Origin of the sequence: Agrobacterium sp. a22-2 (assembly GCF_012276985.1) — a bacterium.
Taxonomy (GTDB): Bacteria; Pseudomonadota; Alphaproteobacteria; order Rhizobiales; family Rhizobiaceae; genus Allorhizobium.
Window position 1 is genome coordinate 1 of record NZ_JAAXMM010000003.1, and the last position, 26362, is coordinate 26362.

General features: G+C 61.8%; 22 protein-coding genes and 1 pseudogene. 8 read left to right on the forward strand and 15 right to left on the reverse strand.

The window, feature by feature from the left end:
• Together HFC70_RS05455 and HFC70_RS05460 are read right to left on the reverse strand one after the other, a co-directional pair.
• The coding region (locus HFC70_RS05455; protein WP_168472212.1) for a sugar phosphate isomerase/epimerase and 4-hydroxyphenylpyruvate domain-containing protein at positions 1-1306 on the reverse strand (1306 nt) is incomplete at its 3' end.
• A gap of 40 nt (positions 1307-1346) precedes the next feature.
• Positions 1347-2207 carry a shikimate dehydrogenase gene (locus tag HFC70_RS05460; RefSeq protein WP_168472213.1) on the reverse strand — a complete coding sequence of 287 codons (861 nt, stop codon included), beginning with the start codon at positions 2205-2207 and terminating at the stop codon, positions 1347-1349.
• Positions 2208-2453: 246 nt separating this feature from the next.
• Between HFC70_RS05460 and HFC70_RS05465 the strand changes: the two genes are divergently transcribed.
• A complete protein-coding gene (locus HFC70_RS05465) occupies positions 2454-3089 on the forward strand; it encodes a TetR family transcriptional regulator (protein WP_168472214.1) in 636 nt (211 codons plus the stop codon).
• A gap of 372 nt (positions 3090-3461) precedes the next feature.
• Here HFC70_RS05465 and HFC70_RS05470 read toward each other — a convergent pair.
• The 4 genes and pseudogenes from HFC70_RS05470 to HFC70_RS05485 form a co-directional block, all read right to left on the reverse strand.
• Positions 3462-4142, reverse strand: a pseudogene (locus HFC70_RS05470) (YoaK family protein); the annotation flags it as partial.
• A 155-nt stretch (positions 4143-4297) separates the two neighbouring features.
• On the reverse strand, positions 4298-5281 hold the full coding sequence (locus HFC70_RS05475) for a tyrosine-type recombinase/integrase (RefSeq protein WP_168472216.1): 984 nt from the start codon (positions 5279-5281) through the stop codon (positions 4298-4300).
• A 261-nt stretch (positions 5282-5542) separates the two neighbouring features.
• The gene (locus tag HFC70_RS05480) at positions 5543-6472 is read right to left on the reverse strand and encodes a dihydrodipicolinate synthase family protein (protein WP_168472217.1); all 930 of its coding nucleotides are present in this window, start codon (positions 6470-6472) and stop codon (positions 5543-5545) included.
• A 27-nt stretch (positions 6473-6499) separates the two neighbouring features.
• The gene (locus HFC70_RS05485; protein WP_168472218.1) at positions 6500-7273 is read right to left on the reverse strand and encodes a LamB/YcsF family protein; all 774 of its coding nucleotides are present in this window, start codon (positions 7271-7273) and stop codon (positions 6500-6502) included.
• Positions 7274-7565: 292 nt separating this feature from the next.
• On the opposite strand from HFC70_RS05485, the gene HFC70_RS26760 reads away from it, so the two are divergent.
• Entirely contained in the window at positions 7566-7895 is a 330-nt protein-coding gene (locus HFC70_RS26760) for a hypothetical protein (protein ID WP_210259149.1), read from the forward strand.
• A gap of 37 nt (positions 7896-7932) precedes the next feature.
• Here the strand turns inward: HFC70_RS26760 and HFC70_RS05495 are convergent, their stop codons facing one another.
• Complete coding sequence (locus HFC70_RS05495) at positions 7933-9330, reverse strand: SLC13 family permease (protein ID WP_168472219.1); 1398 nt, start codon at positions 9328-9330, stop codon at positions 7933-7935.
• Positions 9331-9399: 69 nt separating this feature from the next.
• Here HFC70_RS05495 and HFC70_RS05500 point away from each other — a divergent pair, with 69 nt between their 5' ends.
• Positions 9400-10215: a helix-turn-helix domain-containing protein gene (locus HFC70_RS05500; RefSeq protein ID WP_168472220.1), complete on the forward strand. Its 816-nt coding sequence runs from the start codon at positions 9400-9402 to the stop codon at positions 10213-10215.
• A 97-nt stretch (positions 10216-10312) separates the two neighbouring features.
• Here HFC70_RS05500 and HFC70_RS05505 read toward each other — a convergent pair whose 3' ends face one another.
• The 3 genes from HFC70_RS05505 to HFC70_RS05515 form a co-directional block, all read right to left on the reverse strand.
• Entirely contained in the window at positions 10313-11761 is a 1449-nt protein-coding gene (locus tag HFC70_RS05505; RefSeq protein ID WP_168472221.1) for an aldehyde dehydrogenase family protein, read from the reverse strand.
• Between the two features lie 224 nt (positions 11762-11985).
• The gene (locus HFC70_RS05510) at positions 11986-12705 is read right to left on the reverse strand and encodes a response regulator transcription factor (RefSeq protein WP_168472222.1); all 720 of its coding nucleotides are present in this window, start codon (positions 12703-12705) and stop codon (positions 11986-11988) included.
• The gene (locus HFC70_RS05515) at positions 12702-13952 is read right to left on the reverse strand and encodes a sensor histidine kinase (RefSeq protein ID WP_168472223.1); all 1251 of its coding nucleotides are present in this window, start codon (positions 13950-13952) and stop codon (positions 12702-12704) included. The genes HFC70_RS05510 and HFC70_RS05515 overlap by 4 nt, the downstream gene beginning before the upstream one ends.
• A 290-nt stretch (positions 13953-14242) precedes the next feature.
• On the opposite strand from HFC70_RS05515, the gene HFC70_RS05520 reads away from it, so the two are divergent.
• The 5 genes from HFC70_RS05520 to HFC70_RS05540 all read left to right on the forward strand — a co-directional run bounded on the left by HFC70_RS05520 (position 14243) and on the right by HFC70_RS05540 (position 19617).
• Positions 14243-15259, forward strand: a complete 1017-nt coding sequence (locus tag HFC70_RS05520; protein ID WP_168472224.1) for an ABC transporter substrate-binding protein — start codon at positions 14243-14245, stop codon at positions 15257-15259.
• A gap of 67 nt (positions 15260-15326) precedes the next feature.
• Positions 15327-16796, forward strand: a complete 1470-nt coding sequence (locus tag HFC70_RS05525) for a sugar ABC transporter ATP-binding protein (protein ID WP_168472225.1) — start codon at positions 15327-15329, stop codon at positions 16794-16796.
• Positions 16793-17740, forward strand: a complete 948-nt coding sequence (locus HFC70_RS05530) for an ABC transporter permease (protein WP_168472226.1) — start codon at positions 16793-16795, stop codon at positions 17738-17740. The genes HFC70_RS05525 and HFC70_RS05530 overlap by 4 nt, the downstream gene beginning before the upstream one ends.
• On the forward strand, positions 17737-18687 hold the full coding sequence (locus tag HFC70_RS05535) for an ABC transporter permease (RefSeq protein ID WP_168472227.1): 951 nt from the start codon (positions 17737-17739) through the stop codon (positions 18685-18687). The genes HFC70_RS05530 and HFC70_RS05535 overlap by 4 nt, the downstream gene beginning before the upstream one ends.
• A gap of 15 nt (positions 18688-18702) precedes the next feature.
• Positions 18703-19617, forward strand: coding sequence for an SMP-30/gluconolactonase/LRE family protein (locus tag HFC70_RS05540; protein WP_168472228.1), 915 nt, complete (start codon positions 18703-18705; stop codon positions 19615-19617).
• 8 nt (positions 19618-19625) lie between these two features.
• On the opposite strand, the gene HFC70_RS05545 is transcribed toward HFC70_RS05540, so the two are convergent.
• From HFC70_RS05545 to HFC70_RS05565, 5 genes are all read right to left on the reverse strand, one after another.
• Positions 19626-20771, reverse strand: a complete 1146-nt coding sequence (locus HFC70_RS05545; protein WP_168472229.1) for a CapA family protein — start codon at positions 20769-20771, stop codon at positions 19626-19628.
• A gap of 7 nt (positions 20772-20778) precedes the next feature.
• On the reverse strand, positions 20779-22683 hold the full coding sequence (locus HFC70_RS05550; RefSeq protein ID WP_246735660.1) for a CocE/NonD family hydrolase: 1905 nt from the start codon (positions 22681-22683) through the stop codon (positions 20779-20781).
• Between the two features lie 74 nt (positions 22684-22757).
• Positions 22758-24329, reverse strand: a complete 1572-nt coding sequence (locus HFC70_RS05555; protein ID WP_168472230.1) for an ABC transporter substrate-binding protein — start codon at positions 24327-24329, stop codon at positions 22758-22760.
• Positions 24326-25387, reverse strand: coding sequence for an ABC transporter ATP-binding protein (locus tag HFC70_RS05560; RefSeq protein ID WP_168472231.1), 1062 nt, complete (start codon positions 25385-25387; stop codon positions 24326-24328). The genes HFC70_RS05555 and HFC70_RS05560 overlap by 4 nt, the downstream gene beginning before the upstream one ends.
• Positions 25384-26358 (reverse strand): ABC transporter ATP-binding protein, encoded by a 975-nt coding sequence (locus HFC70_RS05565; protein ID WP_168472232.1) that lies wholly within the window; start codon positions 26356-26358, stop codon positions 25384-25386. Before HFC70_RS05565 ends, HFC70_RS05560 begins: the two co-directional genes overlap by 4 nt.
• Positions 26359-26362: the final 4 nt, after the last annotated feature.

Here is a 26362-nt window from a genome sequence, read left to right on the forward strand (position 1 = left end):
TAAGAGACAGTCTTCGCATAGACCATGTTGCGCAGACGGGCATAAACTCGACATCCCAGACACGGCCGAGGTCGGGACCATCGTCGAGGAAATAGATCAATCCGCCGCCCGCGCCGCGAATGGCCGGGATCTGCAAGCCTCCATCGGGCCCGGCTTGTTCGAATGCCTCGGCGCCAAGCGCCACGGCACGCTCTGCGGCGGCCTTCGCATCCCCGACTTTCAGCCCGATGGCATAGGCTGTCGTGCCGTGCAGCAGGAAGGACGAGTTGGCAAAGCCCTGCTGTTCCATATTGATGACCAGGTTGATATCGCCCTGGCGATAGAGATCGACATTCTTGCTGACATGCCGAGCGACCTTCCGGAATCCCAGGGTCTGCAGCAGGTCGGTCAGTTCCGTCGCTTCCTGCTCCTCCGTTGCGAATTCGACAAAGGCGACGCCAGTCACCTCGGCCCGCGTGGGCATGGCTGGAACGGAGAGCGAAGTGTCTGGATCAATACGTTTGATCTGGTCGCCCAGATAGACCAGCGAGCGATGACCATCCACGGCAATGGCGCGGGCCGAACCGCCGCGGAACTGGTCGTTGAAGATCTCGAGCGACAGGTAGTCATCATAGCCCGTGGCTGCGACGGCGGCCATGAACTCCGCAACGGGGAGATCCCCCTCCCCCGGCATGTTGCGGAAATGCCGGCTCCAATAGAGCAGATCCATGTCGATCAAAGGTGCATCTGCAAGCTGTACGATGAAAATCTTCTCTCGTGGAATGGAGCGGATCGAATTGACGTCGATCTTGCGGGCTAGCGTGTGGAAGCTGTCAAGGATCAGGCCGATATTCGGGTGATCGGCGCGACGCACGATTTCCCAGGCGTCGCGATGATCGTGGATGTGCTTGCCCCAGGCCAGCGCCTCATAACCGACGCGCAAGTCCCGTTTGGCGGCGCGCTCGCCCAGTTCACGAAAATCTGCAGCCGCCCGATCCAGGCCGCCGATGGAGACCGGCGAGACATTCGAACACACCAGGACGAGATCGGTGCCGAGTTCCTGCATGACATCGAACTTGCGTTCGGCGCGATCGAAATTGCGGGCACGCTGCGGTTCCGGCATGCCCTCGAAGTCGCGAAACGGCTGAAATAGGGTGATCTCCAGCCCATGGTCGCGTACCATCCGGCCGACTTGGCGGGGGCTTTCGTCGAAGGCGAGGAAGTCGTTTTCGAAAATCTCAACACCGTCGAAGCCGGCTGCCGCAATGGCGGCCAGTTTTTCGGGAAGCTCGCCGCTGAGAGAAACCGTTGCTATGGACGTTTTCATCGAGATCCTCCTTTGCTGGGCCGCTACGGCCTCGTTGATATCAACGGGTCAGCGACAGGAAATGGCGCCGCATGCGCTCCGCGTCGGCGGTGTGACCGGTGAACAGGCTGAAGGCACCAACCGCCTGGAAGGTGGCCATGCCGCCGCCGTCGAGCACGCGACAGCCCCGTCGTCGCGCCTCGGCCAGAAGGGCGGTCTCGATCGGAAAGTAGACGATTTCAGCGACCCAGAGGTTTTCATGTAGCAGTTCGGCGGCTAGGGGCAGGCCGGGATATTTGTCCATGCCGGTCGGCGTGGCATGGATCAGACCGTTGGCTTCCTGAAGAGCTTGGAACAGATCGTCTCCGGCCACCAGCGTTGCGTCGGGAAAGAGCGGCTGCAATTTTGCAGCAAGATCCTCAGCGCGGCTTTTGTCCATGTCGAACACGGTCAGCTGTCCGACGCCAAGTCGCAATGCGGCATAGGCGGTGGCGGCACCTGCGCCCCCTGCCCCGAGTTGGACAGCACGCCCTAGTTCGACATCGGGCAGGCCGCGTTTGAACGATTCGGCAAAGCCCCACCAGTCGGTGTTGTGTCCTTCCCGTCGGCCATTCCGCAGAACAACGGTGTTGACGGCTCCAAGGGCCGCAGCATCCGGCGTGAGGCTATCGAGAAGCGGAATGACTGCTTGCTTGCACGGGTGGGTGATGTTCAGGCCGGCAAAGTGTTCGTCTTCGGCAAAGGACAGCAGCGTCTGCAGTTGGTCGGGCTCTTCCGCCATTTCGGCGAGGTCGAGAAGGTCATAACGGTAGGAGAGGCCCTGTTCTCGCCCCTCGGCCATGTGCATGGCCGGCGTCAGCGAGGCCTTTATGCCGGAGCCGATCAACCCGGCGCGGAGCTGTCGCGAAGCTGTGATTGTCATGAATGCGTTCGACTGGCTCGGGCCAGTGCCTCCTCGTCCCATATTGATTGCCGCTCTCCCGCTCGGTATCGACGGCAGCGCAAAGCATACCGTCATTCAGTAATGTACTAACTAGTTCGAATGTCAAGTTGGCCGGTGCTTGAAACAATCGTGCAAGCTGACTAAGACTGATGCTTGAGGGTCGGGGGCGAACGGAGGACGTCGCTCGTTGTGGGCCGGAATACTGGAATGCAGGCAGGGTGGAGTATGGCAGTCAGGCCACGCAAGAACGATCCGGAAAAGACGCGCAACGACATCCTGGCGGTGGCCACGGAGGAGTTTTCCATGAACGGCCTGGCCGGCGGCCGCGTCGACTCCATTGCCGAGCGGACCAGTACGTCCAAGCGGATGATCTATTATTATTTCGGCAGCAAGGAAGGACTCTACCTCGCGGTTCTGGAGATGGCCTACCGGAAGATCCGTTCGCATGAAGAAGATCTCGAACTGCTGGGCCTGCCGCCGGATCAGGCGTTGCGCACCTTGATCGCTGCGACCTTCGATCACGACGAGGCCAATCCGGATTTCGTGCGGCTCGTCAGTATCGAGAACATTCATCATGCGGTGCATATGCAGAGCTCGGGCGTCATCAAGGACCTGAACATTTCGATCATCGAGACGATCGCCGTTCTGCTGGATCGGGGATATCGAGACGGAATTTTCAAGCGCCAAGTCGACGCGATCGACCTGCATATGCTGATCAGCGCCTTCTGCTTTTTCCGGGTGTCCAATCGCTACACGTTCGGCACGATTTTTCACCGGGACCTGTCCGCGCCCGAATACTACGATCGGCACAAGAAGATGATTTCGGACTCGGTCATCAGCTATCTGATGTCTGCCGATTGAGTTGATCTGCAATGGTTCGAAGGGTACTTCCAGGGCGTTGACAGCTGTCAACAGGCGGCAGCAGAAGCGGCGTTCTTGCCAGCCTTTGAAACGAACGGCACGACTGCTTCTATGGAGCGCGGCAGCGGGTTGACTTGAGGTGAAGCGCATGGAGTGCGGAGCGTTGACAGCTGTCAACGGCATGTGGTTCTCGATTGTGTGGGTACGATGGGCATGCCTAAAGGAGAGTTTTTGAGGTAATCCAATAAACCGCGGGCGGGCTGTTGACAGCTGTCAACGCCCGGCGCAAACGGCCGGCAAGTCTCGCGGCATCTGCGTGAGCCGGCAACAAGCCTAAGGTTGACGTCCCCTCTAGGCCTAGGGCCGGGGTCCGCGGCGCCAGATACGCAGATCTTCAAGGACGGGCAGCGCGGCCAAGAGGACGAGCGGGAGTGCCAGAAGCAGGGCCGCGGAGGTTCCAAAGCGACTGAAGGCAATCGCCCCGGCAATGCCGCCTACCAGGAAAAGGCCGATCAGAGACAAGAGCAGGCGCAGCTTCGGTCGATCGGCGCGCACCGGCGGTGCCGCGGCATGGGTCGCGGAGTTCCAGTAAAACAGCTTGCCCAGTTCTATGCCCGCGTCCGTCACCAGCCCGGTGACATGGGTCGTGCGGATGCGGGCGCCGGACAGCTTGGTGATGATGGCGTTTTGCAATCCCATGACGAAGCAGAGAAGAGCCACGGTGAGTGGAATGAAAACGTCCTGGTACAAGGACAGAAACGAACCCAGCAATGCAAAAAGGACCAGCAAGCCGGCTTCGACCAGCAAGGGCAGGGCGTATTCTGACTGGAGGTCCATCCGGCGTCCCCAGTTGATGAGGATTGCCGAGCAGGCCGCCCCTGCCACGAAGGCGCCGAGCGCCGACAGGCCCGACAGGACCAGAACGACATTGCCAAGCACCAGATTGTCAGCGATGGCCGAGACTATCCCGGACATATGCGAGGTATATTGCTGGACGGCCATGAACCCCCCTGCATTGGCCGCGCCCGCGACGAATGTCAGGTAGCGCGCAAGATGACGATCGCTCGCCTCGCTCCGTTGCCGTGACGCCAGATTGCTTAGATATTTCTTCATTGCATGCCGTTGTGTGGTTTGTCCCAAGGTGGCTTTTGACGGCCAGGGCCACCTTATAACAGGACAAGGTTTACACGCGACGAATGTCCGGGAAATCAATCATCATCGTCAGCCGTCCCATTTGGCCCATGATGAGGGGCAACCCGCGCCCGCAGCGACTGTGCCGAAACGTTGCTATTGATCCCCGCCGCAAGCGCGGTCCGCTTGACGAGTCGCGCGACCTCTTGTGCATTCAGGCGCTGAGGTCCGGCGACCCTGCCCTGACCGATGACACGGCGAAACACAGGGCCACGGTGAATCTTTGCAAGCCGGAGCCAAGTCTGCAGGGCGGCAACAGGGCAGGCGTCCTCCGGAACGGATCTGGTGATCTTGATATGCCGTAAACCGGTCCGCTCCCTTAGCGTGATGAGCAGCGAGCCGTCCGTGAGGTCGATCCACCCTAACCCGTCCGGGCTTTCGTCGTCACCGACATCGAGACCAACAATCTCGGATCGACGCAGGCCACCGGCAGAGCCGAGCAACAATATTGCCCGATCCCGGAGGCCTCGCAAGGTGCCCCGATCAAGCGTCTCCAGCATAGCCGCAATTCCGCTTTGCCCAATCGCTCCCTTGCCCATCCGGGCCTGGCCTGGTTGGCTGCGCAAAGCCGCAAGCGCGGCCAGAATCGGAGATGCGCTCCTGTCCAGCTGCAGACCGCGCTGCCGATAATTCCAGGCAAGGGAAGACAGACGCCGTTCAAGGGTAGCAAGCCCGTTCGGCCTGGCCGTTGCCGCACCGGAGGCGCAAGCGGAGATGTAGAGGCCGACAACCTGCGCATCGGGAGGCAGGAGAGCAAGGTTCTGCCGCCGGCACCATGCCGAATAGTGTTTCCAGTCGCCGGTATAGGCTCGCTGTGTATTGGCAGAATTTGCGTCCTGTCCGCGAGACTGGACGATACTATGATTTGCGCGGGTAGGGTGGCTGGACATGATCTCGGGTGAAGAAGCGCCGACCTTGTTTGCCGGTGAAACCGCGTCAGCCGCAGGCGCAGTGTCACCAGGGATCATCGTCCCGCTATTTTCCTCGATAAAACGACTCATCCCTGATACAATAGGGAAAGTCGGCCCCGGTGCAACATTATCATTCGTTATTGAATTTAGACAGCATGTGCGGTTTAAGGCTCATACAATGACATAACCGCACAAGTTCTTTTCTATGCCGGTCCACCCGGCTGCTTCGATCCGATCGCCTGGGTGCCAGATTGGAGTTGGCGCAGGGGCTCCAATTCGTTCAGTTGCGCTCGCGTCGATGCCGGAAAGCCTTGAGGTCCGTATCCCTCCGCAGGGTCGTCCCACACTGAATCATTTCAGCGCTCTCAGCTTCATCTCCGTCCGCTGCATCAGGCGTTCCAGCTCCGCCATGTCAATCGCGCTCAGTTTCGGGCCGGGCGCGCGAGTCGCGGCAGTGGTGATCGCGCCGCGCTTCATCAGGATCGTCTTGCGCAGGGCAAGACCGAAACCGAGTTGTTGCTCGTGACGCAGAATGGGCAGGTAGGCGTCGTAGAAATCCTCCGCCTCTTCCATGCGACCTTCAGCGAACAGATTGACGGTTCCCACAAGCGCCTCGGGATAGGCAAACCCGGTCATCGCGCCGTCGGCGCCACGCGCCAGTTCCTGCGGCAGATAGAGGCCGCCATTGCCGCACAGGATCGACATGCGCGGAAAACCGTCCGCCTCGGCTGCCCGCACAGCCGAGATCTTGGCAAGGCCCGGGCAGTCCTCATGCTTGAGCATGACGATCTGCGGCAGGTCGCGGGTCAGTTCCAAAATCGTGCGCGGCGATACGGATACGCCTGTGACCTGTGGGAAGTCCTGAAAGACCACCGGAACGCTGTCGCCAAGAGCCGCACAGACCTGATGGAAATAGCCGATCACCCGATCTTCCCGGGCAAGGCCGCGCGAGGGTGCGACCATAACGCCGGCCGCCCCCTTTTCCATGGCGCGGTGGGCAAGATCCGCCAGGTTGGCAATGCCCGCATCCGAGACGCCGACCACAACAGGAAGATCACCGGCGCGGGCCATGAAGCGGTCGAGTACGGCGAAGCGTTCCTCCGGCGTCAATTTGTCCGCTTCGCCCATCATGCCGAGGATGGTCATGCCCGTTACTCCCGTGCCGCGATAGAATTCGACCAGCCTGTCGATACTGTCGAAGTCCACGGCACCTGTCTCGGTAAACGGCGTGGCCGCAATGATATAGACGCCCGCGGTGGTGCGATCGATGGTCCGGGCCATGCCCTGTTCTCCCTTGAATGATGAAACCTAGCGCTTCGGCAAGGCAAACGGCGCTATCGAGACGCCTTCGGCAAGCAATGCCTCTTTCAGCGCCTTCGTTATTGCCGCCGCGCCGGGCGTGTCGCCATGCACGCAGAGGGTGGCTGCTTCCACGGGCAATTTCTGGCCGCCGATGGTTGGAATGAAACCATCGCGCACCATGCTCATGACCTGGTCGACGCTCTGGCGCGGATCATGGATGACGGAACCCGCCATCGACCGGGATGTCAGCATGCCCTGGTCGGTATAGGTCCGGTCCGCATAGATTTCGCTTGCGGTCTTCAGGCCGATGCGTTGGGCTGCTTTCATGGTTTCAGAGTAGGGCAGGGTAATGAAGACAAGATCCGGATCCACCGCATGAACGGCCCGTACGCAAACATCGGCGAGTCCCGCGTCTTCTGCCGCCATATTGCCGATCGCGCCATGGGTCTTCACATGGGTAATCGGCCAGCCGAGTGTCCTGGCCATGCCGGAGATCGCGGCGATTTGATAGATCAGCTGCGCTTCCAGATCCTCCGGCTTTTCACCTGAAATACGTCGGCGGCCGAAGCCATAGAGATCCATGAACGAGGGATGGGCGCCAATCGCGACACCGCGCTCCTTGGCCATCAGGATCGTGTCGCGCATGACGACAGGATCGCCGGCGTGAAAGCCGCAGGCAACATTGGCTGTGGTCACCAGATCGAGCATCGCCTTGTCATCGCCGATCGAATAGGCGCCAAAAGCCTCGCCCATGTCGCAGTTCAGGTCTATCGTCGCCAAGCCGCATACTCCATCCTGATTATTCCGAATTTCATACCTGGATACAGGTTGTATACCGAAGCGGCAAGCCGTAGGCCTGCACCATCCCCTATCTTCCCTTCACGGAGATCGGGCAACGCCGCCGAAAAGCGAGCTAGGCGTATGGACTCTATCCCAGGCGTCACCCCTCAATCAGCCTGAGCCATGCTCGGCTGCACTCGAATGAGCTGATCCATGCTTTTTCGGTCGCTCCGTTCTCGCCGCATCGACGGAGCTGAACCTTCAGCGATCTCTAGGATATAGGGGCAATTCGATGCCCAAGGCAATTATTCCCCTCGCCCTTACGGCATCTGTTGCGATCAACCTCCTGTCCGGCACGACCGTTGTCTCGCCAAAGCCGGAGTTGGTTCCGGCAATCGGCGGCGAACCCGACGACGGCTATGATCCGCTGCTCGGTTGGGGCCGTTACGGTCATCCCTTGTTTCAATCGACATTGCTGACCCGTGATGCCAAGCTTTGTGACGGATATGGGCGCGTGACATCACGCTTGGTGGAGGGCGCGCGCGGCGCAGGGCCGAAGATCTGCCATGAGGATAACCCATCCGGATTATGCCCGATGACGTCGACCCATGGCGATCGATGACCATACGACCCCGAGCCGCGATATCGTTGGCAGCGCCTTACTCAATCCATCCCAGCAGTACCCACCAGAGATAGTCGAGCGGCAACAAAGCCAGGATCGTCACGAACGCGAGCGGAACGGTTACCCGCACAGCGTGACCGAGCTTTTCGCCCGAAAGCTGCATGGCCACCACCAATGGTGCCACCTGATAGGGGAAGAAGATCGTCGAGAAGCCGATGACCTGGGTCATGAGCACTGTTTCCACGGGAAAGCCGCTGGCCTGGGCGAGATTTTGCGCGAGGGGCGTCAGCACGGCAGGCACGGTCGGCACGGTGGCAAACAGGGCCGTGGCAATGGACATTGCCGACAGTGACAAGAAGTTCATGAAATCATGGCCCGGCTGCAAAGGCAGTATCTGCTCGAGCCAATGGCCGGCTTTTCCGCCCAGTCCGGTGGCGTTGACGACAGCACCGAGTGCGAGGGCGCCGGCCACGAACAAGAGGGTGCCGAAGTCGGCCGAGGATTTGAACGCCTGCGGGGTGACGATCCCGACACGGGGAAGCAGGAAGAGGGTGGCAGTCACAAGCCCGATCCAGGCGGGGTTGATGCCATGCAGGCTGTCGGTCGCCCAGAAGCCGAGCGTTATCAGCAAGACAATCGCGACCGAGCACTCATGTCCACGCATGGGAGGCGCGACGGGCTCGATCTCGGTGTCCGGGCTTGCCCCCTGACGAATGGTTGCGGGAAACAGCTTCAAAACCAAGACAACGGTGACAAGACCCTTCAGCAGTCCGAGGATCGGATAATGCAGAGCCAGGTATTCGAGATAGCCGAAATGCACGCCGTAGATCGTTTCGGCCGCCCCGGCGAGAATCATGTTCGGAATGTTCGACGGCAGGATGGCAAAGCTGGGCATGTTGCAGCCGATGGCCAGGACCACCGCGACGCCGATCCGGCCCTTCGAGCCCGGCCCGAAACCGCAACGCGCCGCAAGAGCGATGCCGACGGGCATCAGCGCCACGGCGCGTCCGACGGAAGACGGCATCAGGAAGCCGAGCATCATGGCAAGCAGGAACAGTCCGCCGATCAGGCGGGGATAACTGGAGGTCAGCGCCGGCGCGACGGCACGGGCCAACCGATCGCCGAGACCGGACAGATTGATGGCGCTGCCGATTACGAAACCGGAGACGACCAGCCATACCGCCGCTGAGGCAAAGCCGGAAAAGACCAGATCGGGAGGTGCCAGGCCCAGCACCAGCATCGCCGCAAAGAAGATGAGGGACGGCAGATAATTGGCGAGCACCTGGGTTGCCCATAAGGACAGCGTGACGAGAACGATACTCAGCGTTACCGCCTGGCTGCGGTCGAGGCCCGGTGGCGGGAAGGCCGCCAGAACAAGGGCCGCCGGAAGGACCAAGGCGACGAGAAGCCGCGCGGGGGAGATGAATTTTGGCATAGGGATAGGGCTCGCAGGTTGATATGCGTCACCCTAGCCAAGAACGGAGATATTCGTTAGACCATCATAATGACAAATGATATCTCTGAAACGCCAAATTTCCGGCCGAGCGGGACCGCGTTCATTCTGGATGCGGACCGGCCGCTGCTCGCCCATTCCCGCAAGATGCAGGCGCGTTTCTCCGTCGAACCTCACGCTCACCCGCGCAGTCAGTTGATCTGGGCGTCGGATGGCGTGTTCCGTGTGACCAGCCGCGACAATGTCTGGATCGTGCCGCCCAGTCATGCCGTCTGGATCCCGGGCGATCTGTTGCATGACGTGGTGGCGGAAACGGAGGTGCATTTCCGCAATCTCTACATTGATCCGTCAGCTATCGCCGAAAGGCCCGATCTGGCTCGACTGGCCTGCACCGTGATGAGCCTTACGCCCTTGATGCGCGAATTGATCATCAGGGTCTGCGACAGCGATCTGTCTGCTCCCCTGGATCCGAAGGTTCGCCGGCTCTGTGACTTTGCCCTGGATGAGATCGCCGGGCTGCCCGAAACGTCGCTTTGCCTGCCCGGCGGCAGCGATCCCAGGGTGGTGCGGCTCACCCGTTATCTCGGACTGCATCCCGAAGATGGAAGATCCTTTGCGGATCTGGCCCAGATAGCGGGTGCCAGCCCGCGCAACCTCGAAAGATTGTTTCGCCGCGAGACGGGGCTTAGCCCTCGTCAATGGCGCTCGAGGGCCAGGCTCCTGTCGGCCATCGAACGGCTCAACGCCGGCCAGAGCAGCACGCAGATCGCCCATGCGCTGGGATACAGCGGCCCCAGCGCTTTCGTGTCCGCCTTCCGCCAGCAATTCGGCCAGCCGCCGCAAAGTTTCCTGACCGTCGGGCGGTGAGCTTGCGCGGCCGATCCTGAGCCATTCGCCCTGCGCTGGCATGCGACGCCAACGGGAGTGCCGCTTTCGGCTACCTCCCGTCGACGACGCTGTCGCGTCAGCCGCTGATCAGTTTGACCTCGAGAAAGTCTTCAAGGCCCCACTTTCCGCCCTCGCGGCCATTACCGGATTGTTTGTAGCCGCCGAAGGGGGTTCCGGCAGCGCGCGATGCTCCGTTGATCTGGATCATCCCGGCCCGGATGCGACGCGCCACCCGCTGCGCCCGCTCGGCACTTCCGGTCTGAATGTAGCCGGCCAGACCATAATCGGTGTCGTTGGCGATCCGGATGGCCTCCTCCTCGGAATCGAACGGAATCATGACCAGAACAGGCCCGAAAACTTCTTCGCGGGCGATTGTCATGTCATTGTCCACATCGGCGAAAATCGTCGGGCGCACGAAATAGCCGCGATTGAACCCGTCCGGCCGACCGGGACCGCCGGCCACAAGACGCGCACCTTCGGCCATGCCTTTTTCGATGAGTGTCTGAACCTTGTCGAACTGCAGTTCGGAAACCAGTGGTCCGATATGGCCACCTTCCTTGGCAGGATCGTCGACTTTCACGCCGGCTGCAGCGGCTGCCGCAAGCTCCACGGCTTGCGAATAGACCGAGCGCTCGACCAGCATCCGGGAGGGAGCATTGCAGGACTGTCCCGTATTGTCGAAGCAATGGGCGACGCCCCGGTCGATTGCCGCCTTGAGATCGCTGTCGGCAAAAACGATGTTGGGAGATTTACCGCCCAGCTCCAGGGATACGCGCTTGACTGTGGCGGCCGCTGCCCGCGATACGGCCGTGCCGGCCCGCGTCGATCCGGTAAACGACATCATGTCGATGCCGGGGTGGTTGGACAGGGCTTCACCGACCACCAGGCCTTCGCCGTTGACGAGGTTGAAGACGCCGGCGGGCAGGCCCGCTTCATGGATGAATTCGGCAAACAGCATCGCTGACATCGGCGCGATTTCGGATGGCTTCAGCACCACGGTGCAGCCCACGGCAAGTGCCGGAATGACCTTCAGGGCGATCTGGTTCATCGGCCAGTTCCAGGGGGTGATCAGGCCGCAGACGCCGATCGGTTCGTGAACGATGGTCTGGTCCGCTCGGTCTTCGAGAGCAGGGTGCTCCCAGGTGTAGTTGGCGAAGGCCTTTACAAAGCCGCGAAGGTGCCACAACCCCGCGAAAGCCTGGGAGTCGCGCGCCAGCGTGATGGGCGCGCCCATTTCCAGCATGATCGCCTGCGCCATCTCTTCCAGGCGCGCTTCGTAGATATCGGCGATCTTTTCGATAAAGCCGATCCGCTGTGCGCGCGGCGTTTCGCTCCAGCCTGGAAAAGCGGCACGGGCCGCCTTGACCGCTGCATCGACATCGGCCGGCGATCCTCCGGATATCACCGCATAGGCTTCCTCGTTGGCCGGATTGATGACGGCAATCGGCTTGGCGTCCGACGGGCTGCGCCATGCGCCGTCGATGTAGAAATCGGTTTTCTGAAGCAGTTGCTGGTTTCCGGTCATGGTGTCTTATCCTCGATAGAGCATGGGTGCTTCAGGCATGAGCCTGAAATCTGGCGATCAATGCGTCGGCGGTGAAAAGATCGAGATGGCCGCCGCCGGCGTTCTTGAACAAGGCTATCTCGCTGGCAGAGGTTCTGCCCGTTTTTTCTCCGCTGCACAATTCAAAGAGGTTGGCGCGGTGTCGGCCCGGCCCGCCGTGGTCACCCACGGCCAGGCCGAGGTGGTCACTGCGCCAGCCATTCCTCAAGCTCGGCTTCGGCGCGCTCGAGCGCGCTGTAGTTGAGCAGTTTGCGCAGCAGGGCCACGGTCACCGCGCGGGCCCGCAGATTGAACCGGCTTTCGTCATGATCCTCGAGAGGCGCCTGGTAGACGCCCAGCTTTTCGTAGAGCTGCTGCAGCCGGTTCTGAACGCTGCGAAGCGAGAGATTGCGGCGGCGCGCAATGGCGCGATCGGTCAGGCCAAGGGCAATATCGATGAGGATCTCATATTCCGTATCGCTGAAGCCTTTGGCCTGACCGAGGCTCTTCTGCTGCATGCCCCGCACTTCGCGGTCGATGACGCATTGCGCCTCGACAAAGATGCTGCGCAGGGCAAGCCTCAGCCGCTCGTCGGAGGCCGACTTCAAGACATAGCCGTAGGCGGCACCGTCCGGAACGATGCGGGAGACGCCGCGCACATAGGCCTCGTCGGAATAGTTCGACCAGAACAGGATGCGGGTGTCCGGGCGTTCTTTCCAGATGGTGCGCGCCGCCTCGATGCCGTTGCGATTGTTCATCTGCAGATCCATGACGATATGCGCAGATTTGTGGTCCCGCGCCAGCTTCTCCCCGGCATTGCCGCTTTCGGCCTCGATCACCGTTTCGCATTCCGGCAGGGCGGTGCACACCGCCTCGTGCAGATAGGAGCGGTGGAGTGGATCATCCTCGACAATGAGAACCTTCATGCATTACTCCTCTGGTTCAGGACGCGCCGGCCCCGCGCTGCGGCAGGCAGATGGATCCCGACGACGGTGCCGATACTGTCGTGCCCGGCATTGATCGAAAATTTCGCCGAGATCAGCCGCGCCCTGGTTTTCATGTTGTCAATGCCGCCGCCATTGCGCCGTCGCGGCTTCTCGATGCCGATGCCGTCATCGCTGACCTGGATCGAAATGCCGCCGCCGACTTCTCTCAGCCGCACCGTGATCTGGCCGGCCTGGGCGTGACGCACGGCATTGTTGATCGCTTCCTGGATGATACGAAACAGGGCCACGCAGACGGTCTGGCTAAGACTGTCGATCACGCCGTCGGTCTCGTCGACCAGTTCCGTCAGGATCGACAGACCGCTGTCGCGCACCGAACGGTCGAGGTGGTTTTCGACCGCCTGGACGAAACCGAACAATTGCAGCACGGAGGGTTTCGCCTCCTCGATAATCTGTCTTAGATCCTGCATGCAATGCTGCAGTCCGCGCGCCAGCGGCTCCAGGGCTTCGCCCGGAACCTCCGTCTCATGCGTCAGCCGTTCCAGCCGGCGCGACAGGCGTGTCAGGTCGGCAAGCGTCTGGTCGTGCAGGTCCATGCCGATGCGCTGCCGCTCGCGCTCCAACGCTTCGGTAAGGTTCAACGCACCAAGCCGCAAACCCTCCTCGCGGGCCCGGGCTTCGGCCTCAACGATCGCCGAGCGCTGCGCCTGCTCGGCGGCCCTGAGCGCAAAGAAATAGGGCGACAGCAGGTCAGCGATCGAATGCGCATTGGCAATGTCGTCCATGGTGTAGGCCGCGGTCTTGTGGGAGGAACAGCTGAGCGCGCCGATCACGTCACCCTCCACTTTCAGCGGCACATGGATGCGGCTGCGCAGATCCTGATCGAAGACCGGGCGCACGAAGGCGCCTTCGAAATTGAAGCGCGGATCGCAGCAGGCATCGTCCGTCAGGATATGCGTGACCTCGCCCCAGAGCAGCGTGCGGATCGGGCTGCCCGACACGAGCGCCGGCGGGTGGGTGCTCCAGGCGGTCTCCAGTCCGGTTTCATAGGCCGTGTGGTATTTTCCGCCATGCATGATGATGCAGACGTCGAGGTGATCGTGGGGAATGATATGGGATATTTCCTTGGCCACCGCGCGAATCGCCGACCGGAACTCAAGCTGACCGGCCAGAAGGCGCGATATGCCGAGATAATGGTCGAGCAGCGCTGTGGGCGCCATCTTCAGCATGGTGATGTTCCTCTCCTCCCGCAGCGTCCGCTGCCTCCACAGCCGAACCCCGATCTTCCTCTATCTTACTAAGCGCCGAGCGGCGCGTCACGTCCTGCGCGATCCCGCATCATCTGCAGCACAAGCCGCAAAGTCGCTGCCTCGAAGTTCCTATACAATCCCGTTCTTCTATATCATCCTGCCCCAGCTGAGAGGAGGAAGCTCGGCAGTTCACAAAAAGGCTCATCCGCCCGCCACGGGCAGGATGACAGGATTCGGTCCGATGAGGCTGGATCAACAGGGAGAGAGAGATGACATTCAATAAGGTGCTTCTGGCATCGGCCGCGCTTGCGTTCGCCATCATGCCGATCCAGGCCATGGCCGATACCTCGGCAAAGAAGATTGCATTGTCCAACAACTATGCCGGCAACTCCTGGCGTCAGGCCATGCTGACCAGCTGGGAAAAGGTCACCGGCGAGGCCGTCAAGGCCGGCATCGTCGCGGCAGCCGACCCGTTCACGACGGCCGAGAACCAGGCAACGGAACAGGCCGCCCAGATCCAGAACATGATCCTGCAGGGCTATGATGCCATCGTCATCAATGCGGCCTCGCCGACCGCGCTGAACGGCGCGGTCAAGGAAGCCTGCGACGCCGGCATTACCGTCGTGTCGTTCGACGGCATCGTCACCGAGCCCTGTGCCTGGCGCATCGCCGTCAACTTCAAGGAAATGGGCCGCAGCCAGATCGAATATCTGGCGAAGAAGATCCCCGCCGGCGGCAATGTGCTGGAAATCCGCGGCCTTGCCGGCGTCTTCGTCGATGACGAGATCTCGGCCGGCATTCACGAGGGCGTCAAGCAATTCCCGCAGTTCAAGATCGTCGGCTCGGTGCATGGCGACTGGGCGCAGGACGTGGCCCAGAAGGCCGTCGCCGGCATCCTGCCGAGCCTGCCCGAAATCGCCGCCGTGGCGACCCAGGGCGGGGACGGCTATGGTGCGGCGCAGGCCTTTGCCGCTGCCAAGCGACCCATGCCAACCATCGTCATGGGCAATCGCCAGGATGAGTTGAAATGGTGGAAGGAACAGAAGGACGCCAACGGCTACGAGACCATGTCGGTTTCGATCGCGCCCGGCGTCTCGACGCTCGCCTTCTGGGTCGCCCAGCAGATCCTCGACGGCAAGGACGTCAAGAAGGACCTGGTCGTTCCGTTCCTCAGCATCAGCCAGGATACGCTTGATGCCAGCCTGGCGACGACCCAGGAAGGCGGCGTGGCCAATGTCGAATATTCCCAGGCCGACGCCGAGAAAGTCATCGCGGAAGCGAAGTGACATCCTCCCTGCGGTTCCGCCCTCCTTCGGGAGCGGCGGAACCGTTTCTCCTGCGGGAACAGACAGCATGACAGACAAGGCCCAGCGGCACCCAGTGATCGAGGTCACCGATGCCAAAGTCCACTTCGGTGCGGTCAAGGCTCTCGACGGTGTGACGATCCAGATCCAGCCCGGCGAATGCATCGGCCTGGTCGGCCATAACGGCGCCGGCAAATCGACGATCGTCAACATCATCAACGGCGGCCTGACGCCGCAGTCGGGCACGATCAGCTGCAATGGCCAGGCCGTGCCCGGCTACGCCATCGCGGCTGCCCGCGCCAACGGCGTGCGCTGCGTGTTTCAGGAACTGTCGCTCTGCCCCAACCTGACGGTGATTGAAAACACCCGTGTCATGCACCGGGCACTGACCGGCTGGGGCTGGCGCCGCCGGGCGGCCAGCATCATCCGTACCAAGCTCGACGACATCTTCCCAGGCCACGGCATAGACCCGACGACACCGGTTGGCGATCTCTCCATTTCGCAGCGGCAGATGGTCGAGATTGCCACGGCCTTCTCGACGGTGTCCCAGCCGGTGCGGCTCGTCATCCTCGACGAGCCGACCTCGTCGCTCGATTCCAGCCTCGCCACCCAGTTGCTCGGCTATGTCAGGACATTCGTCGACGGTGGCGGATCGGTGATTTTCATCTCGCATATTCTCGGCGAAATCCTGTCGGCCGCCGACCGCATCATCGTGATGAAGGACGGTACCATCGTCTCCGAACGCCCGGCAGCGGAATTCGACGAACACAGCCTGCTCTCCGCCATGGGCAGCGTCGTCGCCGGCAGCAAGGCGACAAAGCCGATCAGATCGACCGAGGCCCTCAAGCCCCTGCTGGCGGCACCACCCCGTCGGGGCCGGGGACTGCCCTTCAAAGCCTTTGCCGGGGAAATCGTCGGCCTGGCGGGGCTCGGCGGCCATGGCCAGACCGATGCGCTGGTCGATCTCTATCTTTCGCACACCGGGAGTTGGTTCAACAGCCGCACGCCCGAGGTCTCTTTCATTGCCGGGGACCGGGCGCTGAACGGCGTGTTCCCGCTGTGGAGCATTCTCAAGAACCTGTCGATCGCTCCTCTGCGGGATCTCGCAAGCCGCGCGGGCGTGCTGGACGAGCCGGCGGAGGCAGCGCTCGGACAGGCGTGGAAAGGCCGCATGGAAATCCGCACCCCCGACGTCGGCAACTCCATCCTGTCGCTTTCGGGCGGCAACCAGCAGAAGGTGCTGTTCGGTCGGGCGCTCGCGACGTCGGCCCCGACCATTCTGATGGACGATCCGATGCGCGGCGTCGATATCGGAACCAAACAGGAAGTCTACGCCATCCTGAGGGCAGAAGCCGAAAAGGGCCGTACCTTCATCTGGTATTCGACTGAGATGGACGAGGTCTGCTTGTGCGACCGCGTCTATGTCTTCAACAACGGCGCCATCGTCGCGGAACTGAAGGGGGACGATGTGACGGAGAAGAACATTCTCGCGGCGTCCTTCATGGGGGCAGCGGCATGAGAAGAATTCTTTCCCCCGATACCATCCGGCTGGTCATTCCGGCGCTGTCGCTGACGGTCCTGCTGATCGCCGTCTTCTACCTGCAGCCACGCGCCATGAGCTATGTCGGGCTCAATCTGCTGTTCAATCTCGCCGTGCCGATTGCTCTGGCCACGATCGCCCAGATGCTGATCATGACGGTCAATGATCTCGACCTGTCGATGGGCACTTTCGTGAGCTTCGTCGCCTGTGTCGCGGCGACCTTCCTGCAGGCCACGCCGTTGCTCGGTATCCTCATTCTCTTGGTAGCCGTCGCCACCTACGCAGCGCTTGGCGTGCTGATCCACCTGCGCAACCTGCCGTCGATCGTCGTGACACTCGGCATGAGCTTCGTATGGGGCGGGCTGGCCGTGCTGATCCTGCCGGCACCGGGCGGCCAGGCCCCGGAATGGGCGCGCGCCGTGATGATCTCCAAGCCACCCCTCGTGCCCATGGCGATCATCGCCAGCATCATCATCGCGGCGGTCTCGCATTTCCTGATCATGCGTTCCTCCTTCGGTGTCATCTTGCGCGGCGTCGGCGGCAATGCCCGCTCAGTGGAACGGGCCGGCTGGTCGATCCTCGGTGCCCGCGCCACGACCTATGGGCTGGCCGCCGTCTTTGCCATCCTCGCCGGCATTTCCCTTGTCGGCCTGACGACCTCGGCCGACGCCAATATCGCTTTGCGCTATACGCTCTTGTCGATCGCCGGGGTCATTCTCGGCGGCGGCGAGTTTACTGGCGGCCGCATCTCCGCCATCGGCGCCGTCATCGGAGCGCTGACCCTGACGCTGGCCGGCTCATTTCTGTCCTTCCTGCGCATCTCGCCGGACTGGCAGATCGGTGCGCAGGGTGCGATCCTGATCGTCGTGCTGGGTCTACGGCTGCTGCTCAATCGGCTCGAAATGCGGAGCAAACGCCCATGACCTTCCTTGGCTCTCTCACTCGCAAACCGTGGATCTGGTCCTGTGTCGCCGCGCTCACTGTCTGGCTGACGACCATCCTGTTTACCGGCGGCGCCAGCACGGTCGGCCTCAGCCAGGCGGCCCTGACCTTTGCCGCCTTCTCCATCCTGGTCGGCGTCGGCCAGATGTTCGTCATCACCCTTGGGCCTGGCAATATCGATCTCAGTGTGCCGGCGACGATGACGCTGGCCGGCACGGTGGCGTTGAAGTTCATGAATGTCGATAATTCGATGATCCTGCCTGGACTTGCCGTGGCGATCGGCATCGGCATCGCCGTCGGTATCGGCAATTACGCGCTGATCAAGCTGCTGCAGATCCCGCCGATCATCGCCACCCTGTCGATGAGCTTCATCGTCCAGTCGACGGCCATCTGGACCAATCGTGGTCTGCGGATCAAGCCGCCGGAGGTGCTTGCCAATTTCACGACGGAAACGACGGCCGGCATTCCCAATGTCGCTCTTGTGGCGCTGGTCCTGTCCGTGCTGGCTTTCGTTCTCCTGCAGAAAACCGTTTACGGCCGCTGGATCGCGGCCATCGGCCAGAATATTCGCGCCGCGCGCATGGCCGGCATCCCGGTCGACGGCACGCGCTTCGTCACCTATATCCTGTGCGCCGTCCTGGCGGCCCTCTGCGGATATCTGCTGGCCAGCTTCTCCGGCGGCGCCGCCCTCAACATGGGCTCGGAATATCTGCTGATGTCGATCGCCGTCGTCGTCATCGGCGGCACGGCGGTGGCCGGCGGCGACAGCAACGTGCCGGGCATATGGGGCGCATCGCTCTTCATGTTCCTGGTGGTGTCCATGCTCAACACCTACGGCGCCGGAGCCGGCATTCGCCTTGTCATGACTGGCCTCATCATCATCGCCGTCATCGTCGTTGCCGGCGGTCGAAATCCCAACCAACGATGAATTGCGGAAATCCTCATGCCCGAGAACCCCTTGTATGAAATCCATGACCCGCGGTTCAGAGCGCTGATCGTTGAAAGCGCTGCCCTTGAGGAGCTGCATTCCGGCTGCCGCTGGGCCGAAGGTCCGGTCTGGTTCGATGACGCGCAGCAGCTTCTATGGAGCGATATTCCCAACCAGCGCATGCTGCGCTGGACGCCGGACGGACATGTCTCGGTCTACCGCTACCCCTCGAATTTTTCCAATGGCCATACCCGCGACCGGCAGGGTCGGCTCGTCTCCTGCGAACACGGCACGCGCCGCGTCACGCGGACCGAGCCGGACGGCACGGTGACCGTGCTGGCCGACAGCTTTGAGGGCAAACGCCTGAACTCCCCGAACGACGTGGTCGTTCGTTCCGATGGCAGCATCTGGTTCACCGATCCGACCTACGGCATCCTGTCGGACTATGAGGGCTACAAAACAGCGCCGGAACTGGCGGCCCGCAATGTCTACCGGCTGGATCCGGCCTCGGGCGAGTTGGTGGCCGTCGTCGGTGATTTCCTGCAGCCGAACGGGCTGGCCTTTTCTCCCGATGAGAACAAGCTCTACGTCGCCGACAGTGGCGCCAGCCATGACGAGACCGCGCCACGCCATATTCGTGTCTTTGAGGTCGAGCAGGGCGGGACACTGAAAAACGGCCGGGTCTTCTGCCACATCGACAAGGGCATACCGGACGGCCTGCGCGTCGATGTCGATGGCAATGTCTGGTCCAGTGCCGCCGACGGGGTGCACTGCTTTGCGCCGGACGGCACGCTCATCGGCAAGATCCTGGTGTCGCAGACGGTCGCCAACCTGACCTTCGGCGGCCCCCGCCGCAATCGGCTATTTATCACCGCGACACAGTCGCTCTATTCTATATACGTCACGGTCTCCGGGGCGAGCCGGCCTTAGACAAGGATCTAGTCTGGTCTTCCTGAGCCCTCCGGCAGCAGCCGTTTCAGGATCTTATCGGCGTCGGCACTGCCAAGCGGAACCGGTGCTTCCGGCTTGCCGTCGGTAAGCGCCGGCTTTCCGACCGCAATGGGCAAGGCGTCCAGGCGCGTGCAGGACCCCGTGTCGTCGAAGTGCATGCGGATCGCCGCGCTACGCCAGACGTCGACACCCCTAGCGTCATAGGTCAGGGGGCGGCGCGTGTGGAACACGAAATTGCCGAGGCCGGCGATAATGGGTCGTTCCCGGTAAAAGGTGACCGGCTGCATGACGGGAGCGCCGGTCCCCAGGATGAAATTCGCGCCCTCATCGATCAGGCGCCGACCGAGATCGGTGAGCCAGGCTGGAGTCTCAGTCCAGTCCGTATCCCAGTGATGATTGTGCAGGGCTATGCCAACCAGATGGCCGGCCAGCCGGGCGCTTTTAATGCCGCCTAAAAGTCGCTCAAGGTCGGCGGCATTGGGCGCCCAGTCGGCACCGGTGGCGTGCCCTTGCCGGACCTTGGTACCGAAGACATCCAGTCCGCTGTCGGTCTGCGACTGGTAGCCAACCGCCGAGCGCGCCGCGGCCCGACGGTCATCGCCAAGGGCCTCTATGATCTGTTGAAGGCGATGGAAATCGGCAGGCGCCACCGTCACCGTCCGGTGCATCCGCAAGGGGGCAATGCCGGCGCGATCCGGCGCTGCATAGACGATGTCGGGCTGGGGACCGAGATCCACCGAAAACAGCGCTAGCGAGCCGGCGGGGCTCGCCATAATAGCCGGAGCGGCTGCGGCATCGATCGTATCGCCGCTGCCGGCAAGCGCCAGTCCACACGCCATCGCTGCCCGTCGCGTGGCAGCGATGCCGGGCGGGCCGAGATCGAAAGCGTGATTGTTGGCATGCGCCAGCCCATGGAAACCCAGTTCGCGCAGCGACGCAAGGGCTGCAGCGCTGGCCAGATGCAGCGTCTTCGTCTTGGTTGGCCAACTGCCTGCCGTCTCGACCGTCGCTTCCAGGTTGGCAACAGCCACGTCGGCCGCCAGGAACGCCCGCACGGCCTCAGCGCCCACGGATGTCGCGTCCAGGGGTTCGTGCAGCAGGATCTGTCCCGTGACGGCAATCGAAATCGGCATGGTTCTGCTACTTCGCCTGAGGCTTCAACGGTGTCAGGCCATCCTGCCCGACGATGGGCAGCAGGATGGCCGACGGGTGAGCAGCGTCGCAGAACACGCTGTTGCGAGCAACCGTGGCTGTTCGACCGTAGCCCTCCGGTGCAAACGTGTTCGGATTGACGTCGTATTTCGGAAAATTCGACGACGAGATATCGACCCTGATCCGATGCCCCCTGGCAAACCGGTTGGCCGTCGCGAAAGGTTCGATCACGACCTGAAACACCTCGCCCGGTGTGATCGGTTCCGGCTTGGACCAGGAATTCCGATAGCGGCACCGGATGATCCCATCGGTGATATTGAGCGCATAACCGGCCGGATAATCCTCGCTCGGTGGATAAACATCGACGAGTTTCGCCGTGAAATCGGTGTCCAGCGCATCGGAAGATACAAAGAGCTCCACCCTGATCGGTCCCGCGACGACCATGTCTTCGGGCAGCGGCTCGGTTTCGAAGGAAAGCACGTCTGCTCTTGCCGAAAGCGGCAGGCCGGGATTGTCCGAGCCGAAGAAGAGGTCCGCCTCGCGCTGGTCAAAGCCCCCGCCCTCGAATATCGGCTGGCCGCTGGTCAGCGAGCCGCCAATGCTCGGCACGGGGTGCTTCGGATCATAGTCATAAGTCAGCGGCGGCACGTCGCCTGCTGGCGAAACCTCTGTAAGCTGCCGGTTGCCATGCAGGTGGAAGCGGCGGACCACGGTGCCGGGCAGCGGCCAGTCGGTCGCCGAAATCCAATGGCCCCCATGGTCGAGGCGGCCATCGCCATTGCGCCGACCCGAGCCTCCGCCCATGACGAAGGCGCGAACCTCCGAATCTTCGCCGGCATCGATTGGCGCGTCCTTCAGGAAACGATTGAACCAGGTGCGGCGAAATTCAAGCCAGGTCGCCATGACATTGCCGCCAAGCGGCGCTTCGCCGCCAAACGAAACATCGCCGGCAAAGGTCGTGTTTCGGTTGCCGTGAAGCCATGGCCCCATGATCAGTCGCAGCGGCCGATCCGGATGGCCGGATAGGCCGTGATAGTTGTCGAGCGTCGACTTGACATAGGCATCGTACCAGCTCGACATCAGAACAATCGGCACCTGAGGGAAGGTGTCATAATAGCCCTCCATATAGAGGCCGACGCGACGCCAGCTGTCGTCGAAACTGCCGCTGCGCCACTGATCGAGCAGATAGCTCTCGTATTCCGGCGCGGCGCGCAAGGGCGACACCCCCTCGCTCCAGGGCATGGCCTTGAACCAGGCATGGATGTTTTCCGCCTCGATCGCCGCGCGTGTGATGCCCTTGCTGGCTTCGCGGGCGTTGTTGTAGGCCCAGGTCGCCTGTTTCAGCTCGAAAGCCCCGCCTTGGCGGATACCGCATTGAAAGGCATTGGAAAAACCGCCGGAATCCATGACCATGCAGGCGAGGCCGGGCGGATTGAGGCAGGCGAGGGCGGCTTGCGTATGGGCCGCATAGGACAGGCCCATCGTCCCGAACCTGCCGTTCGACCATGGCTGCTCGATCAGCCAGCTTGCCGTATCGTAGCCGTCCTCGGCTTCGGAGATATACTTGCTGAATTGCCCCTCGGAATTGTAGCGTCCACGGCAGTCCTGATAGATCACCGCATAACCGGCCCGCACGAAGAAGGTGGCCACCTCTTCGCGTTTCAGCGGAGCGGCCATGCCGATCTCGATTTCCGAGCGCGAACGCTCCGCTTTGCCATAGGGGGTGCGCTCCATGATCACCGGCAAGCGTCCTGCAATCGCGACGCCGGCCACTGCCGGACGGTAGATATCGGTGGCCAGATGCACGCCGTCGCGCATTCGTACCATAACGTCCCGCTCGACAATCACGTCGTCGGTGATCGCCTCGAAGCGTGTGGCCTTAAGGGTCTTCATTGCCTGTTCCTTGGATGCTATGCGATGCCATGGCGGCGGCGCAACGGGCGCGCCGCCGCGGGTTTGCCCATCGATTATTTGGCAAGCGTGGTCAGGGTGGCGCTTGTGTCTTCCGTCATGTTGGCGACATAGGAAAGGTTCGCCTTGCCGGCCCAATGGACCTTCTGCCAATAGAGCGGAATGACAGGCGTGTCCTCGAACACCATCTTGGTGGCCTGCTGCAGCAGTTCGATGCGCTTGGCTTCATCGAACTCGCCGACGGCCGTGCGCATCAGATCGTCAAAAGCCGGATTGCTGTAGCGCGTGCGGTTGAAAGAGCCGGTGCCTGCCTCCTTGTTGTTGGTCATCAGCAGATTGCGCAGACCGGTCGCGGAGGTCGGCGTCGAATTGCCGAGCGAGAAGACAAAAGCGCTGAATTCCTGCGCCGATGCCGCTTTGGTGTAGACGTTGTAAGGCTGGGCCACGACACCGTTCACCTTCAGGCCGCCGCGTGCAAACATCTGGCCGAGGGCCTGGGCGATTTCGGAATCGCCCGGGAAACGATCGTTTGATGTGTGCAAGGTAATGCCGAAACCTTCCGGATAACCGGCCTGTGCCAACAGCGCCTTCGCACCCTCGGCGTCGAAGGCGGGGGTCGGGATCGACGGATCATTGCCGGCCACACCGGCCGGAACCAGCTGGCCTGCCGGTTCGGCAGAACCGTCGAGAATACGGTCGATGATCAGTTGGCGATTGACGAGCTTCGACAAGGCAGCACGGACGTTCTTATCCTTGAGCGGGTTCTTCTCGAGTGCCTTGCCGTTCTTGTCGGTGACGAAGGGCGTCACGTCGCGGGCACTGTCGAGTGCCAGATAGATCATGCGTGCCGAAGCGATGGAGAAAACCTCCAGACCCTCGATGCCTTCGATCGTCTTGATGTCGCCCGGCGGCACGGCATCGATCAGATCGACGGCTCCGGAACGCAATGCCGCAACACGGGAGGCGTCATTGGAAATGAACTTGATGGTGACGTTGTCGAAATCCTGCTTCTGGCCCCAGAAGGTGTCATTGCGGGTCAGCGTCAGGTTGTCACCGGGCGTCCAGGATTTGAACTTGTAGGCTCCCGTGCCGATGGCCGCCTTGCCACTGTTGAAATCCTCGATCGTGGCGGTCTCGGCGGCCTTTTTCTGGACGATATAGACGAAACCGATCTGCTCGATGAAATCCGGTGCCGGTTTCTTGGTCTTGAACTCGACGGTCAGGTTGTCGAGCGCCTTCATGCTGTCGATAGCGGCAACATTGCCCGAAAACGGCGCCGGGCTATTGGGAATATCCTTGGCACGGGTCAGGGAAAAGATGACGTCCTCGGCCGTCAGCGGCGCACCGTCATGGAACGTCACGCCTTCACGCAGCTTTACGTGCCAGGTGAGCGGATCGATATTGGTCCAGGACACGGCCAAAGCCGGCTCGATATGAATCTGTGCATCGGTCTGCACCAAACGGTCGAAAACCTGCATCGCGATGTTCTGATTGTTGCCGGTCCGCGAGAATTGCGGATCGATCGCGGATGGTTCGGTCGAGCTGCCGATCGTCAGGTCGGCGGCCTGCGCATTGAGCGCAAGCAGTGTGCTCGCGGCCGTCGTCAGGAGAAATGAGCGGATGTTCATAGGTCTGTTCCCTTCTTTGCTATGGTAACCGGCTGGACCGGCAGTGTTGTCGTTGGTGCAGGTATCGGATCGTTGAGATGACAGGCGCTGACATGTCCCGGCCCCGTCGCCTGAAGCCGCGGACGCTCGACGCGACAGCGGTCGAACGCCATCGGACAACGCGGATGGAAATGGCACCCGGCGGGTGGATGAAGCGGCGAGGGGATCTCGCCGCGGATCGGTGTGAAAGCCCGCTTGCGATCGCCGATTTCCGGCAGTTCACGGATTAATGCCTGGGTATAGGGGTGCCTCGGTTCGGCGAAGAGTTCGTCCGGCGCAGCACTTTCGACGATCCGGCCGAGATACATCACCACCACCCGATCACAGATGTGCTTGACCACGCCAAGATCGTGACTGATGAACAGATAGGTCAGCCCGAATTCCTGTTTCAGATCCATGAAAAGATTGAGGATCTGCGCCTGGATGGAGACATCGAGAGCTGCCACGGACTCGTCGCAAACCAGAAGTTCGGGCCTGACCGCCAGCGCCCGGGCAATGCCGATGCGCTGTCTTTGGCCGCCGGAAAACTGGTGCGGATAGCGATCGAGATAGGAGGGATCGAGCCCGACACGGCTGGTGATGTCTGCGACATAGTCCCGTATCTCGCGACGGGCGACCAGGCCATGCACCCGAGGCGCCTCGCCAATGAGGTCGATCACGCGCTTGCGCGGATTGAGGGTCGACATCGGATCCTGGAAAATCATCTGGGCGGCGAGCCTGGCGGCCCGCTTTTCCGCGCCTTCCAAAAGAGGCAGGGCATTCCCCTTCCAGCGCACCTCTCCATCGCTGACCGGCATGATGCCGGCCATCATTCGGCCAAGCGTCGATTTTCCGCATCCGGATTCGCCGACCAGGCCGACAACTTCGCCCGGCATGACGGAGAGATCGACATCATCGACCGCATGCACAGTGCGGTCCTGCAGATTGGCCCCCAGGGCGCGGGCGATTTTTTCGGCATAGTCCAACTTGCGTGAAAAACGTCGGCTGACACTGACAGCCTCGATAAGCGGGGTCGTCATGCGGCCCTCCATGCATGCGGATGGAAACAGCGCCATTCTCGGTCAGCCGCCTGCTCAAGCGCTGGTTCGGCAGCGCAGCTGGCGGTGGCGCGTACGCAACGATCCCGGAATGAACAGCCGGAGGGTCTGTCGAGCGGCGAAGGGGCCATGCCGGGAATCGGCTGTAATGGCTGGCCCCGCGGCACCGCCGCAGGCACCGCATTGAGGAGACCGGATGTGTAGGGATGGGCCGGGCGCGCCAGCACTCCATCAACCGGCCCTGCCTCGACGATCCGGCCGGCATACATGACCATGATCCGGTCTGCGAGCGCGGCAACCACACCGAGGTCGTGGCTGATCCAGATCAGCGCCATGCCGAACTCCTGGGCCAGCCGTTTGATCTCGAACAGGATCTGCGACTGAATGGTGACATCGAGCGCCGTGGTCGGCTCGTCGGCGATGATCAGGTCGGGCCGATGCAGAAGCGAGATAGCGATTGCCACGCGCTGCCGCATGCCACCGGAAAACTGGTGCGGATAGGCATCCAGCCGTTCCTCCGGCGAGGGGATGCCGACGAGGCCCAGCGTATCGCGCGATCGGGCACGAGCCTCAGCCCGCGACATCTTTTCGTGGGCCAGAAGCGTTTCGATCATCTGGGTCCCGATCGACAGCACGGGATTAAGCGTCATCATCGGATCCTGGAAGATCATCGCGATGCGCTTGCCGCGAATTTCCCGCATCGATCTGGACGGCAGATTCAGGAGATTCTGGCCATCGAACAGGATCTGGCCGGAGACAATGCGGCCGGGCGGATCGACCAGGCCGAGTATGGAAAACCCGGTGATGGATTTACCCGAGCCGGATTCCCCGACTAGGCCGACGATCTCGCGCGGGCCGACGGCAAAACTGACATCGTCGACCGCCTTGATGGTGCCGCGACGGGTGGTGAAATGGGTGGAGAGGTTCCTGACATCGAGAATGGGTCTGGTCATCGCG